The 13027-nt window shown below is 62.0% G+C and carries 9 protein-coding genes and 1 tRNA gene; 7 read left to right on the plus strand and 3 right to left on the minus strand.

Annotated features, from left to right (window positions below):
- From BUE09_RS06395 to BUE09_RS06410, 4 genes are read left to right on the plus strand one after another with little or no spacing between them, the layout of a single operon-like run.
- Positions 1-429 (plus strand): hypothetical protein, encoded by a 429-nt coding sequence (locus BUE09_RS06395; RefSeq protein ID WP_073299857.1) that lies wholly within the window; start codon positions 1-3, stop codon positions 427-429.
- 4 nt (positions 430-433) lie between these two features.
- The gene (locus tag BUE09_RS06400; RefSeq protein ID WP_073299858.1) at positions 434-685 is read left to right on the plus strand and encodes a hypothetical protein; all 252 of its coding nucleotides are present in this window, start codon (positions 434-436) and stop codon (positions 683-685) included.
- Between the two features lie 36 nt (positions 686-721).
- A complete protein-coding gene (locus BUE09_RS06405) occupies positions 722-1963 on the plus strand; it encodes a hypothetical protein (RefSeq protein ID WP_073299859.1) in 1242 nt (413 codons plus the stop codon).
- Positions 1963-10173, plus strand: coding sequence for an LPD38 domain-containing protein (locus BUE09_RS06410; protein ID WP_073299860.1), 8211 nt, complete (start codon positions 1963-1965; stop codon positions 10171-10173). Before BUE09_RS06405 ends, BUE09_RS06410 begins: the two co-directional genes overlap by 1 nt.
- Here the strand turns inward: BUE09_RS06410 and BUE09_RS06415 are convergent, their stop codons facing one another.
- Entirely contained in the window at positions 10174-10407 is a 234-nt protein-coding gene (locus BUE09_RS06415; protein WP_073299861.1) for a hypothetical protein, read from the minus strand.
- A complete protein-coding gene (locus BUE09_RS06420; RefSeq protein ID WP_073299862.1) occupies positions 10407-10754 on the minus strand; it encodes a hypothetical protein in 348 nt (115 codons plus the stop codon). The genes BUE09_RS06415 and BUE09_RS06420 overlap by 1 nt, the downstream gene beginning before the upstream one ends.
- 461 nt (positions 10755-11215) lie before the next feature.
- Between BUE09_RS06420 and BUE09_RS06425 the strand changes: the two genes are divergently transcribed.
- From BUE09_RS06425 to BUE09_RS06435, 3 genes are all read left to right on the plus strand, one after another.
- Positions 11216-11410, plus strand: a complete 195-nt coding sequence (locus tag BUE09_RS06425) for a PLDc N-terminal domain-containing protein (protein WP_073299863.1) — start codon at positions 11216-11218, stop codon at positions 11408-11410.
- Positions 11411-11542: 132 nt separating this feature from the next.
- Positions 11543-11629: transfer RNA gene (locus tag BUE09_RS06430), tRNA-Leu, on the plus strand.
- Positions 11630-11808: 179 nt separating this feature from the next.
- The gene (locus tag BUE09_RS06435) at positions 11809-12084 is read left to right on the plus strand and encodes a hypothetical protein (RefSeq protein ID WP_244153207.1); all 276 of its coding nucleotides are present in this window, start codon (positions 11809-11811) and stop codon (positions 12082-12084) included.
- Positions 12085-12640: 556 nt separating this feature from the next.
- On the opposite strand, the gene BUE09_RS06445 is transcribed toward BUE09_RS06435, so the two are convergent.
- Positions 12641-12886 carry a hypothetical protein gene (locus BUE09_RS06445; RefSeq protein WP_073299865.1) on the minus strand — a complete coding sequence of 82 codons (246 nt, stop codon included), beginning with the start codon at positions 12884-12886 and terminating at the stop codon, positions 12641-12643.
- Positions 12887-13027 lie beyond the last annotated feature (141 nt).

The raw sequence follows: 13027 nt of genomic DNA on the forward strand, positions 1-13027 counted from the left end.
ATGGCACTTTACATCGACGCGAACGCCGCGCTGCAGGGTGACCAAGGCGCCTCGAAAGTGCTCGGCCAGTTATACCGGGCCCAATGGGACGACTGGAAAACCCGTTTCAGTCCCTACATCGAACAGTTGGCCGATATCGCCAAGGACGAAACCTACGCCGCCAGGCAGGGCGCGGGTGCTGCTGCCGCGGTGAATACAAGCTATGCCAACACAGCGCAGGGCTTGCAAACGCAGCGTACCGGTATGGGCATCAATCTGACCGATGCACAAAAGACCGCCGAACAGCGGCAGCTGTCTCTTGGCCAAGCCGCGGACGGCGCCTCGGCCTATAACGAGGCGAAGATCTCCGCGCGCGATATGCAGGACCAAATTCTCGCCGGCGGTTTCGGTTTATCGAATCTCCCAACAACCGGCCAGCAGCAGGGGTAGAGCTATGTCATACGGATTGCTCGGTTTGAAAAACCAGATGCAAGGCGAGGCGCTTCGGGGCTTGCAGGATCTGGACAAGCAACAGCAGCAGAACAAGATGTTCGAGGAACAGGCCGATCAACAGCAAAAGGCTCAGCGCAAGCAGTCGCAGGTCGGCATGGCCACCAGCGGCGCGATGATGGGCGCCCAGGTCGGCGGGCCCGTTGGCGCCGTTGTCGGCGGTGTCGTTGGGCTTGTCGCCGGCTCGTTCATGTAACAGCGCCTTCGGGCTCACATATTGCCGGGAGGCAACATGGCAGGACTTGATACGCGCGGGGCCTTCGATGGCTTAGTGCAAGGCTTCAACATGATGGACGCCTATAACCACCGGAAGGCGTCCAGCGCACGCGCTGATCAGCAGGTACAGATGCAGCAGCGCGGGCTTGATATGCGCGAGCAGGAGTTTGCTGCGCAGCAGGATGATCGCCAAAAGCAGCAGGACCAGCAGCAGATCGCGCAGTTCTATACCGGCTGGGCCAGCGGCATCGATGCGCCCATCACCCCAGAGCTCGAGCAGGCGTTCGAGCGCAACAAGCTGGCTGACCCGCGTCACCTGTTCCGCCCTGAGACCGAAGCGGCTGTGCAGTACGCCGACAAACTGGCCAAGGGTGAGGGTTCGCTGTTCAGCAAGCAGACCGTAGACGCCATGAACGACTTCTATGCGCCGCGCGTCAATCGCGGAAACGGTGGCAAGAAGCGCCTGGCTGGCATGTATCCCGGGCAGAAGGATGGCTCGTTTGTTTTCGAGTTGGAGGTCGAGGACGAGCAGGGCAATAAGCGTCTGGCACCAATGACGGTGAACCGCGGCCTGGAAGGCGAAGACGACGAGGTCGCGCAGTACGAGATCGATCAGGCGATCGGCCCGGTGATGGGCGCGAAATCGATCTATCAGGCGCTCGGCCAGAACCGCGACAAGATGCTGGGCTACTTGCGTAGCTCCGGTTATCTGCCCAAGGAAGCCGAGAAGTGGGAACGGGTCGAAGGCCCAGACGGCGCAATCCTACAGCGCAATACCGCGACCGGCGAAATGAAGAGCGTCGTGGGGCGGAAGTCAGCCGGTGCCGGCGGAGCTTATGCGCCGAGCAGCGACGTGAAGACCCTCGAATATCTCAAAGCCAACGGTATGAGCGACCAGCAGGCCCGTGACGAACTGGTGCGTCTCAAGCGTGGCGGCAGCGACAGCAGCATCAGTGCTGGCGACCGGTACCGGGTGACCTTCCTCACCAACCAGATCAAGGAAATCGACTCCCAGCTCGAGGCCTTTCCAGATCCAGAAGCGGAAGCAGCGTTGCGTCAACAACGCGAGCAGCTTGTTCAGGCGCGGCAAGGGCTCGCCAGCGATCTGGGCCTTGCCGGCGTTCCTGGTCAGCAGCAAGCCAGGCAAGAGCCCAAGCCTTCACAGCCGCAGCAGGGGCCGAAGGTCGGCCATGTCGAAGACGGCTACGAGTTCCTCGGTGGCGACCCTGCGGACCCTGAAAACTGGAGTAAGAAGTGATGGCGGGTCCTTGGGAGAAATACCAGCAGCAACCCGCTATTGACCAGCCGCAGCCAGAGCAGGCCGGGCCATGGGCCAAGTACCAGACAGCGGAGCCAGTCGAGTCGGCCAACGATGCGGCAGCCGAGCAGAGCGGCATCGAAGCCATGGACTATGGCAAGGAGATCGCGGGTGGCGCGTTGGTAGGCACCGGCTCGGTCGTCAGCGGTTTCGGCGATCTACTGACTACGGCGGGAAATGCGGTTGAGCGAGGCGCCCGTGCGGTATTGCCCGCCGGGGCAGTGGATGCGCTGAAGAGCATTCCGGCACCGAGCGACTTGCTGTTTCGTCCGGCAGGTCGCCAGATCGACGCAGCGGGTAAGCAAATTCAGGCCACCAAGACCGAGGCGGCCAAGCAAGCTCTGGAAGCCAGCACGCCACAAGGTGACGTGCTCGATCCGTCCAGCTGGAGCATGGGCGATGATCCGTCCCTCGCCGGCTACGGGCTGCATGGTGCGAACCTAGTGGGCCAGTTCGTTCCTCAGGCCGCTGCGCTGGCAATCCCCGGCGGTCAGGCGCGCATGGCAGGAATGGCGAGCGTTGGTGGACTACAGGCGGGCGGGGCCGCTGGCGATGAAGTGGAACAACGCCTTGCGGCCATGCCGGACGCCGAGCTTCAGCAGGCGTCAGAACTCTACCGCGAGCTTCGCGCGGGCGGCGTGGAAGAGGCGGATGCTCGCGCCCATGTTTCTGCTACCGCACGCGCTGCCGCGTTCCAGGGCGCGGCTCCGGTTGGCGCGCTGGGCGGCGCAATGACGAACTATGCGCTTGGCCCGCTACAACGCCAGATCGGCGGCGGCGTCGGTCGACGGCTGGCTGGCGGCCTGGCACTGGATGCTCCCGCTGAGGGCGCGCAAGAGGTGGGCGAATCCGTCGCGGCCCGCGCTGCGACGAACCAGGTAATCGGCGAGCAGCGCTCCCTAACCGAAGATACCTTCGGCGACGCCGTGCTGGGCGCCATGGGTGGCGCAGGCCATGCGACCCTTGGCGCAGCGCTGGGCCGTCCGCAGCCGGTGGCGCGCCCTGCCGATCCTGCTGCAGAAGCCGACGCTACCTTCGACGACACCCCCCAAACTGCTGCGCTGCCGGCGCCGGGACTGCAGGGCCTGCCATCGCCCGAACCGACCTTTTACGCCGACAGCCAGGGCAACGTCCAGAACGTGGGCCCGGTGCGCAACGTCGACGGTGAGATGCAGCCCGACCAGCAGGGGCGCCAATGGATCAATCCGCGCAACCGCGCTGATCGCCCGGTGGGTGGCGAAGGCATGGAGCGCCAGGTGCCACACGGCGAGCCAGCACCGCTTGAAGGCCAGTTTCAGCACGGGAGCCGTCAGCGGATAGCTGAAACCGCCCCCCCGAAAGGCCAGACCCTGGAAGGCAAAACCCAGCAGACAGCCTTGCCGGCGCCCGAGGCCATCGTGGTCGACGGTCAGGGCATTGCGCAGCGTGGCGCGACGGCGCCGCAGGTCTTTGAGCGCCCGCTCGCAGGCGGCCGGGGCATGGACCAGCAGGCGCCGACCGCCATCCGCCGCGATGACGACTTCGAGTTCATCAACCGCACCAATGGCGAGCCGTTCCAGGCGCACGGCGCAGCGAAGGCCAGCAAGGCGTTCCGCGAAGCTAAGAGGGCAGGCCGTAACCCTACGGTCGCCAAAGTCGATGGCGGCTTTGCCGTGCGCGTGCCGGCAGATCCCAAGCGCTACCAGATGCGCCCTTTCGATCAGGCGGCGCATGAGGCGGCAACTTCTCCGAACAACGACCTGCCTGCCCCGACGCCGGCACAGATCGAGGCCGGCAACTACAAGAAAGGGCGCGTCCGCGTTCAGGGGCTGGATATCTCCATTGAGAATCCAAGGGGCTCCGAGCGCAGCGGTACCGGGCCGGACGGCACCCCGTGGCGCCGAACCATGAGCGACCACTACGGCTACATTAAGCGCACCACTGGCGCCGACGGCGAGCAGGTCGACGTCTACGTTGGGCCGCAGCAGCACAGCGACCAGGTATTCGTTGTCGACCAGCTCAATCAGCAGGACGGAAGCTTCGACGAACATAAAGTCATGCTGGGCTATCCCGACCAAGCGACAGCGGTGCAAGCGTACAGCGCCAACTTTGACGAAGGCTGGCAGGTCGGCCCGGTTACTGCCATGCCGGTGGCCGAGTTCAAGTCGTGGCTGAAAGGCGGTGCGCTTTCCAAGCCGCTCGCTCTGCCGAGCCCAATCGCCCAGCCAGCGGCAGCCGCTGCTGCGACGAAGGAGCCGCAGGAAAAGCCCAAACCAAAGGGCGTACGGCGCGCCGTGGATCGCGACCGCGATAGCGTGGTGCAAGCAGCCATTCGTCTCGGCGGCATCACCAACCAGTGGAAGCAGGACACAACTGGCGACACCAAGGGCAACAAGAACATTCCAGGTGTCGGGGCGCTATGGAGCGACAACACCGGTACCAGCCTGGATGACATGGCATCGCTGCTCGACCAGCACGGCTATGTGCCAGCCGGCGAAATGGACCGAGACGGCGGCGTGAGCTGGCTGCAGGACGCCTTGCGAGATGAACTGGCTGGCAGAAAAACACACTATGCGCCAGACTCTGCACGGCAGTTGGAACAGTACGAGCTGGAAATGCTCGAGCGCATAAACGAGCAGTTGGCCGCTGAGCGTGATCAGCTCGAAACTGAATACGCCCGCATCGAGGCCGAGTACGGCGCTGAGGCTGCGGCACACGCAAGATCGCAAGACGCTGCTTTCGACGAAGACGCATTAAGGTATGAGGAGTTCATCTCTGATGAGCCAGAAAGAACCGAAACCTTCATTGACGGAAATCCGCTCGATGAGGACGCAGCCGTCCGGCGAGATGACGAGGTACGGGCAGCTGATGCAGCAGAAGCTGGACCTGCTGGACAAGATCGCGGCACGTCGTTCAGCCTCGAACAGCAAACCGAAGCAGGACTGAAAGAGCAGGCGGAGCGCAACGCTGCCGCCGAGAAGGCTCGCGCCGATCAGGAGCGCGAGACCGAGCAAAAGGTTCAGGCCGACCGCGACCGCGAAGATTTCACCCTGACCGGCTCAGACCGGATATCCGACGTTGCCGCCGCGCGCGGGCAGAACGATATGTTCGGTGCCCAGCCAGCCACTCCAGCCAGCAAAGCGAAAGAACAAGCGACCCAGCTGGCTAAGAAGCCGAGCCCTGCAAAACCCACTGCCGAGCCCAAGCCCGTCAAGGTCGAAGACTTCGGCGAGAAGCTGGGTGGCGCCCGCAAGGATGAGCTGCGCGGCGTGCGCGAGCGCTTGGACAACATGGACGACCAGAGCATTGCGAACAGCAAGCTCAGCGAGCTATGGCCAAAGGGCGAGATTGACCGCATAGAAGACAGCTTCCACGCGGCTGCTTACCAGACCGTGCGGGACTTCATCCCCACCAAACCCCGGGCTTCGTACAGGATTGCCGGCTGGGTGAACAAAGTGAAGGCGGCGCGCGAGCTGCTTGCGGAGCTGTCGCGGATGGGCGGCGACTCGACGGTCGCCAAGATGCGAGCGTTCAGCCCTTCGCTGCGGTCGGTGGCCGACAAGATCGAGTTGCTGATGGGTATCGATCGCTCGCAGTGGGGGCGGATCGGGCGAGTAAGCATGGCCGTCGGTAGCTTCAGCAAGGATGGGCAGATGGTACCGGGCTCCTGGGCAGAGGTGGAAATCGACGGCCGAGGTAAGCACTTCTACGGCAAGGGTTCGATTGCTGAGGCGATGAATGACATTCGTTTGGCCCTGAATCTCAACTCGGCGCCCGAGAAGAAGATGCAGTTCGACGTCTATTCGGACCGCGCGACTGGGGAGGTCTTCATTGCCAAAAGCGGTGACCGAGAAACCCGCCGGCTGGCAACATTCAAGAACGTGGCAGAGGCCAGGGACCACATCGCCAACGAACATGACAGTTTGGTCGCAGCGTGGGACGCGGTTAAGAACCGCGACAACGTGACCAAGGCGGATATGCGCCGCAGCTTGAACGAGGTCCGCACAGGTGCCGACCACCGCGGCGGGGCGGACATCACGCCCGAACAGTTCCTTGAGGCGTTTGGGTTCAGGGGCGTCGAGTTCGGTAACTGGGTTGCGCAGGGTGATGGCAGCAAAGGCCGCCAGGGCATGCTCAATGACGCCTACGATTCCTTCATGGATCTGGCCGAAGTGATCGGCGTGCCGCCAAAGGCGCTGAGCCTTGAAGGTCGCCTGGGCATTGGCTTCGGGTCGCGCGGGCGAGGCCGTGCCAGCGCTCACTTCGAGCCGGGCACCGTCGTCATCAACCTGACCAAGACCAAGGGTGCGGGATCGCTGGCGCACGAATGGTTTCATGCGCTCGACAACTATTTCGCCGGCAAGCGTGGCGAGAGTGATGCCGGAAAGGTGCGTGAAGCCTCCTACATCACGTACCGCCCAGAACCGATGCTGGTGAACAAGAAGTATCCGGCGCAGCGCATGACCCGCGCCAAGCTGGACATGTACCAGGCGAATCATCCGAACGCACCGCTGTACGCTGAGGCGAACTGGACCTCCGATCCCACCCACCCCGAAGGCGTTCGACCGAAAGTCGAGAAGGCCTTCGCCGAGCTGGTTGCCACGCTCGACCAGTCGCCGATGGCGAAACGCTCGGCCGTTCTGGATAAGGGAGCCGCAGATGGGTACTGGTCGCGCATCATCGAGCGCGGCGCTCGCTCCTTTGAAACCTACGTGATTGCGAAGCTGGCCGATCGCGGCTATCGCAATGATTACCTGGCCAACGTGCGCAGCCTCGAAGAGTTTTCGCGCAGTCAGGATCGGTACCCGTACCTGACCGCTGACGAGCAAGGCCCCGTCAACGAAGCCTTCGACAAATTGTTCTCCACCATCGAAGCCCGCGAAACGGACGCAGGCGTCAGCCTTTACCGGCTGGGCGAAGGGTCTGGAGCGAAGGCCCAACATGTAACGGATGCGCTGTCGGGGGTTGCGGAACTTGCCGGCGTGAAGGTCGTGCAGACGTTCGATGATCTTCCTCTGTCAGCGCGGATCCGAGCCAAGCGTGACGGCATCGCGCCGGATGAGCTGCGCGGGATTTACAGCAGCGGGGCGACTTATGTTGTCGCCGGCAACCATGCCAGCATTGCCGACGCGGTCTTTACGGCCGTGCACGAAGAAGTCGGCCACCGCGGCATTCATGGCCTGCTAGGCGACCAACTGGACGCAACCATGGAGCGGTTGTATGCCAGCCAGGCAGCAACGGCCAAGGGCCGCCAGCGCATCGCGCAGATTCGCCAGGCTTATGCCAAGGTCCTGAAGAAGCTCGATGCCCGCAAGCAGCGATTGATGATCGCCGAGGAGATGGTTGCGCACCTGATCGAGGATGGTGAGCGGCCTACCGCGCTGCAACGTGTACTGTCGAAGGCCCGCGAACTGCTGCGCGCACTCTTCCCGCAAGTGCCGTGGACCTACACCGATATCCTTGCGCTGGGCGAGCAGTCCCGTCGCTGGCTGCGCGAGAGTCAGGCCGGGGTTACCAAGGACGAAAGCACCCGCTACGCCTTGGCTGGCAAACGACAGCATACCTCCGAGGCATTCACCGACCTGACCGCCAAGCAGAAGGAAGCGCTGAACAAGATCGCGCCCCGGACTGCCAAGCAGCAGGCGATCGATTGGTTCCGCCAGCACTCAGACCGGGCGCTACTGAAGATCCGTCAAGGCCTTGTCGACCGCTACGCGGCACTGCGCGAGCTGGACGAGGCGGCACACGGCAAGGATGTGCTGAGCACCGACATTGCCAGCAGCGCTTGGGTGCTGGCGCGCATGTCGTCGGCGGCCAGCGGCGCACTGCATGCCATGCTTAACAACGGACGTATTTACCTGGACCCGCAGCAGAAGGTGATCGACATCCAGGATGGCGAGGCGCTGGGCCTTGGGTCGACGCTGGCGCGCCTGGGCTCCGCAGCGGAGATCGAGCGCTTCATGGGCTGGATCGCCGGCAACCGCTCCGCCAAGCTCGCGGCCGAAGGCCGGGAAAACCTGTTCGACGCCGCCGAGATCGATGCGCTGCGCACCCTCAATAGCGGCACGACTGAGCATGGGAAGGCGCGCGGCGCGCTCTATGCTGAAGTGTTTACCGAGTTCCAGCAGTACCGGGACGACGTGCTGGTGATCGCCGAGCAGACCGGCGTGATCACGCCTGAAAGCCGCGCACTCTGGCGCGACGAGTTCTACGTGCCGTTCTACCGCGTGATGGATGAAGACGGGCCTGCCGGCCCGATGGCATCAAAGGGGCTGGCCCGCCAGGAGGCCTACAAGAAGCTCAAGGGTGGCAGCCAGAACCTGAACGACCTGCTGCAGAACACACTGCTGAACTTCAACCACCTGCTGCAGGCCAGCCTTAGAAACCAAGCCGCTGCGCAGGCCGTCGAGAATGCCGAGCAATTGGGTATCGCGCAGCCGGTGAATGAGGCCGCGCGGGACAAGAAGGCCAGCACCTTCGTCCTGAAGGCCGGCGAAAAGCAGTGGTACAACATCAGCGATCCGCTGGTTTTCGAGGCGCTGAATTCGCTCAGCGATGCGGGGCTGAACAACACCGCAGTGCGGGCGATGAGCTTCTTCAAGCGCCTGTTCACCAACATGACCACGGTGACGCCGCAGTTCATCATCGCCAACCTGCTGCGCGACTCAATGTCCGCCACAGCTACCTCGCCGGTGAGCAAGAACTTTCTGAAGAACATCGCGGTCGGCGGGAGCAGCTGGACCGATGCCCGCAAGCGGGCACGCATGCTTGCCAGCGGCGGCGCCTTCAGCTTCGGCCACATCTATAGCAACGACCCGGACGAGGTTAAGGCGCACATCACCCGCAACCTGCGTAGCGCCAAGCTGATCGACGGGCCAAAGGTCGTGCCGCAAGCGCTCCAGGCTGGCTGGAACGCATGGAACGCTGTGGCTAACACGGCGGAAAACGCCAACCGAGCCGCTATCTTTGAGCAGAACGAGCAGGGCAGCGGCAAACTTGCTGCCGCCTTCGAGGCCCGCGACTTGATGGACTTCTCGATGCACGGCGCCTGGCCGGCGGTTCGCTTTTTGATCCGCGTGGTGCCGTTCCTCAATGCACGCCTGCAAGGCTTGGATAAGCTGTATCGAGCAGGCGTTAAGCCATCGCTGTTAACCGCGTTCGGCCAGGGCAATGCCTCTGACAAGCAAGCGGCAGCGCGATTCATGACTGTCGCGGGTGCGCTATCCATGGCGAGCATGGCGCTCATGCTGGTGAACAACGACGACGAGGAATACCGCAAGCTCGAGGAATGGCAGAAGGATACCTACTGGTTCGTCCGCGTAGGTGGCAAGGCCTTCTTCATCCCTAAGCCGTTCGAGGTCGGCGCGATCGCCACCATGGCCGAGCGCTTACTGCAGCAGGCCATTGACGACAAGGCCACCGGCAAGCTGTTCGCGCAGCGCCTGGGTCACACCCTGACGCAAACCTTCTCGTTCTCGCCGGTACCGCATATGTTCCAGCCGGTGCTGGACGTGTATTCGAATGTGGACGCCTTCACGGGTCGCCCGATCGAATCGACCGGCATGGATCGCCTGAGCAAGGGGTTGCGCACCCGGGCAACGACCACGGCCCCGGCGCGCGCGGCATCGGCCGTCAGCCGCGTGTTCGGTGATGAGTTCCCGCTGGCGGTGTCGCCGATCCAGGCAGACCACCTAATAGCGGGCTACCTGGGGCAGGTCGGCGCGTGGGGGGCAGGCATGGTCGATACGATGTGGCGCGCAGCCAATGGAGAAAGCCAGCCAGCAAAGCACTGGCACGAGTATCAGCCGATCCGTCGTTTCTACCGCGATCTGGACACGCCAGCGGCATACACCCGATACAGCACGATCTTCTATGAAGGTCTGCGCGAAGCGGGCAAGGCTTATGCCGACGTGAAGGAGCTACAGGAGCTTGGTCGCATGGACGAAGCGCGCGAGGTGATCCGCGAGAAGCGCGACGTGCTGGGGCTGCGCAAGCAGCTTAACCAGGTGCAGCGGCGCCTGTCAGCGATCAGTGGCCGTATGGATGCGGTGCGTCTGGGCGAGCTTGATGCTGACGCCAAGCGCCGGGAGCTGGATCGCCTGGTGACGATCAAGGGTCGCTTGACGGAGATGGCTGGCAAGCGGCTGGAGGATATGCGCGCGAAGCGCTGATCAGCGCCGGCGTCTGGGCTGGCCGGCATACAAGCCGGTCAGCACCAGGGCACCGAAGAGCAGGGCGGGCACGTTGATCAGCAGACCGATGAGCATTACGAACAGTGGAATACCCGCCAGGCTCACGGTCAGCCAGCCACCAGTTGTCTGCCATGCGCGCGGCATCTGCGTCATCACCAGCCCGCCGAGGACAAGGAAGCCGATGATGCCGCCGACGATCTCGGTCGCGCCCATCAGTAGCAGCCGTAGCTGGTGCAGGTCGACTGGTAGTAGTTGCCGTCGGAGTCGGTACCAGAGTTGTAGAGCGTGTCGCCGATCTTGGTAGTGGTCCCGTTCCAGCTATCGCCATCTGCGGAATAGCCGTCGTGATAGGTGGTGTTTCCGATCGTGTTGCTGTTCTGGCTCCAATGCGAGCCATCGGCGCTGTAGCCGTCAAGGTGCGTCGTGTTGCCGAACTTCTGGACGTTGTACGTGTTGCCACTGTCATCCGTGCAGCTCTTAAACGATCCGGTACCGAAACATCCGGCGACGGCCGATTGCGCCGCCAATGAAAGCGCGACAATTGCGAGAGTCCTTTTCATCGTTTGTCCCGTGACGTTGAGTTAACTTCGCAAGGGTAGATTCGGGGCTGGCAAAACGCCAGTCCCTAGGGTTTTAGGGTAAGGGGAAGTGGTGCCCAGAACGGGCGAGAGGGGGCGAAAAAGAGTGCTAAAACAGAAAAGCACACCTAGACAGTTCGCGGCCTGTAGAGCACCGTTTGATGTTCTGTTTTGGAACGCCAAACCAAGCGAGACGCCCGCGCGGCGATGGTTGTAATAGCGGATTGCAAATCCGTGTACGCCGGTTCGATTCCGACATCGGCCTCCAGTAATAAAGAAACCGCAGGCGAAAGCTTGCGGTTTTTTTTATGCGCCCAATTTGTAGCTCGCCAAACTTTCGCGTTATCTGATTAGCGTCATTGGCGAAACGTATCCGCTCTAACTCGGAACTGTGGCGGCTCGGGCGGTGACTGAAACATAGAGAGTCTGTTTAGGGGACGTCTATGTCAGATTTAATGAGCTACCTCGCAATTGCGCTTGCCGGCATCGTTATCGTGCTGGATCTGTTAGCAATCGTCAGTGTATTCAAAAGTGATCGAAGCGTAGGGGCGAAAGCACTATGGGCGCTGGGCATAGCTATCTTTCCGATACTTGGATTGGTGTTCTGGCTGATCGTCGGTGTTCGCCGTCGGCATTGAATCGACGACGTTGGGCTATAGGCCCATGCCGCTAGGCCCAATATAGACGCGCCGTTGTGCCGTTCGGGTTGCGCCTCGACCAGAGCCTCGTTATAGTCCTGCGCCGCGATTGTGATCGCGCATCACCGTCCCGCCCGGATGGCGAAACTGGTAGACGCAAGGGACTTAAAATCCCTCATCCGAAAGGGTATGCGGGTTCGATTCCCGCTCCGGGCACCATCGGGACACACTGATACATCCGTATCTAACCCGGCCGCCGCAGCCGGGTTAATTGTTTATAGGGCATCAGTCCCCTGTCTACATTGAATGTGACCAGTGGCACTCTATCGTCGTGAACGCAGCCCCGCCACGCTCCTCTTATCCTGTAGTGCATTTGCTGCGGCAGAGGAGATGAAGCGATGGCCGATGCCCCTGATGGGATCCCAAACCAGAACAACGATGCTTCACGCGCACAGCGAGCAGGCAAAGACGATGTAGTCATTCCCGGTTCGCCGCCACCGTTAGGATCTGAGCGGACCGATGTCAGCCCTGGCAACGAACCCGGCGTGGACGAGTTGCCGAACAATGACGGCACTACGCCTCGAAGTCATGCCAAGCGAGGAGGGAAGATGAACAATGTCCCTGACATCGACCCCGACAGTGCAGAACTGGATGACGCGCCTAATCCGCGTTAGCAGTCGCGCACAAAAAAGCCCCGTACGGGGCGGGGCTGCAGGCGTTTAGCCAGTCGTTCCGTTGCCCTTTAACTCGCATTCCTGCGACCGCTCCATTCGAGCCTCCTAGGTCGCTGCGCGCTCTGCGCTGTTGGTGACTAGGGTAGGCGAGACACGGACGTGAATCATCCAACTTCACCAGTACGGGTCAGCCGAGGCCTACGCCGAGTACACGATCAACGCATTGGTGCCTATATCGAATGAGACAATTTGCCCATGATCAAGAGCATTTATCGCGTAAGCCTTGCCGCGGGGGGTTTGCTGACGCTGGCTGGCTGCAGTGCGTTCGAGGGTGTGCCAGCCGCTCAGCCAACCGACGAGTATGTATTGGCTTGTGACAAAGCCGAAAGCCCTGGATGTAAGACTCGCGCTGAGGAAATCTGCCCAGAAGGTTACGACACGCTCAGCAGCGAGGAAGGTTTTACACGAAAGGAGTTGCGAATCCGATGCTCAGACGGGGGCTAACCCACCTTAGTACGGGCGGCCAGCGCCTGAGCGGGCCGCCGGTTCGGGACGGTTACTCAGCGGAGTCGAGCAGCGCCTGTGCCTGCCCAAGGACCTGAACTGACTGGGTGTGGTTACCCGCCTTGTGCAGCTGCTCTCCTTCCGCTCGCAGTTCCTTCACCTTTTCCAGCGTTGCCGGATCGCTCGGCGGGTTGGTCTCTAATTGTTTGTCAATCTTGGCCATATCCATCGGACAGTGCATCGCCCATAGCGGCGTACTTACAACCGCTGCAGCGAGCAATAACATGATTCGGCGCATGGTGTCGGTCTCCTGACTGGGGATTGTCAATGCAGTATAGGATCAACGCTGAAACCAGGCGGTTTTCGGACGCAAGGTCGAATCGGCCAATAGACGGTGGTCGGATAGTTATCGTACAACTACTGAGCTATGATACGGATT

It is taken from the genome of Stutzerimonas xanthomarina DSM 18231, assembly GCF_900129835.1.
In the GTDB taxonomy this organism is placed as follows: Bacteria; Pseudomonadota; Gammaproteobacteria; order Pseudomonadales; family Pseudomonadaceae; genus Stutzerimonas; species Stutzerimonas xanthomarina.